Source organism: Streptomyces sp. NPDC002785, assembly GCF_040295565.1.
Lineage (GTDB): Bacteria > Actinomycetota > Actinomycetes > Streptomycetales > Streptomycetaceae > Streptomyces.
In genome coordinates, this window is sequence record NZ_JBEOVN010000422.1 from 1 (window position 1) to 1,533 (window position 1,533).

Genomic DNA, 1,533 nt, shown 5'->3' on the forward strand with positions numbered 1-1,533 from the left:
CAATGCCGTTCGGTTAGAGGTTCGATCTGCGGCGCAATGCTCGGCGTTTCGGCTGGTGATACGGGTGCAGCCCTTGTAGTGGTTCTCGGGTCCGCCAAGACTCGTGTTCCTCAACAAGGGCTGCTGTGTCCGATTCTGTCATTACGCATGCCCCCGGTGTGTTTGCCGTGGGTCACCTGGGCGAGTTGACCCAGGTTGTTCCGTTCCATCTCGTCGATGAGGCGCTCGCGTCCGCGGGTGGTCTGCAGCAGCGGGTGCGGCGGCTGCCGTCGCGGGTGGTGGTCTACCTCCTCCTCGCAGGCGCGCTGTTCACCGGCCTGGGCTGGACCGGGATCTGGTCCCGGCTGACCGCCTCACTGCCCGCGCCGCTGCCCGTACCGGCGGGTTCATCGATCACGGCCGCGATGCGACGGGTCGGCCCCAAACCGTTGAAAGCACTGTTCGACCTGGTCAAAGGCCCCGCAGCAGTGACCGCGACACAAATGACACGGTTCGCGGGCAGACTGGTGATCGCGATCGACGGCACCCAGATCGCCCTGCCGGACACACCCGCGAACCTGCAAGTGTTCCCCAAGGCGAAGGCAGGACAGAACGGGCCGGCCGGATACCCGATGCTGCGTCTGGTCACGCTGGTGGCCTGCGGGACCCGAACCCTCCTGGACGCCATCTTCGGCACCGACGCGACCGGCGAACTGACCTACGCCCGCGACCTGGCCACCACCGCGGGCACGACCGGAGCGCTACGGCCCGGAACGCTGCTGCTGGGCGACCGGAACTTCTCCGCCACCGCCTTCGTGAGCACGGTCGCCTCCACCGGCGCGGACTTCCTCATCCGCGCCAAGACCCACACCACAGCGCTCAAGCTGCCGATCCTGCGCCGTCTGCCCGACGGCACGTTCCTGTCCCGCATAGGGGACGTCACCGTCCGCGTCATCGAGGCCACCATCACCCTCACCGACGGCACCGGCAAGCGCCCCGTCACTCATAGCACCTACCGGCTCGTCACCAGCCTGCTCGATCCGGACGAGGCACCTGCCACCGCACTGGTCAGGCTCTACCGCGAACGCTGGGAAATCGAGACCAGCTACTGCGAGCTGAAATCGACCATCCTCGGTGGCAGAGTCCTGCGCGGACGCTACCCGGCAGCCGTCACCCAGGAGACCTGGGCACTCCTGGTCGCCTACCAGGCACTACGCACCGCGATGAGCGACGCTGTCCTGCACCGGCCCGACATAGACCCCGACCGCACCGCATTCACCATCGCGCTGAACACTGCACGTGACCAGATCATCCGCGCCGCCGGCATCATCCCCCGCACCCGGATCGACCTCGTCGGCCGGATCGGCACCGCCCTACTCAACGGCCTCCTACCCGCCCGTCGAGAACGGTCCCGGCCCCGCGTGAGGAAACGAGCGATCAGTTCCAAGTACCGCGCCGTCGGCCGCGACATCGACCACCGCACCCACAGGACCACCGTCCACATCGAGATCAGCACGTTGCCAAGCCCGTCAGATGGCTAACCGAACGGCATTG

The 1,533-nt window shown here is 67.1% G+C and carries 1 protein-coding gene; it reads left to right on the forward strand.

The features are described from left to right. Positions 1-167 precede the first annotated feature (167 nt). Positions 168-1,520 carry an IS4 family transposase gene (locus ABTZ94_RS37505; RefSeq protein WP_502967382.1) on the forward strand — a complete coding sequence of 451 codons (1,353 nt, stop codon included), beginning with the start codon at positions 168-170 and terminating at the stop codon, positions 1,518-1,520. Positions 1,521-1,533: the final 13 nt, after the last annotated feature.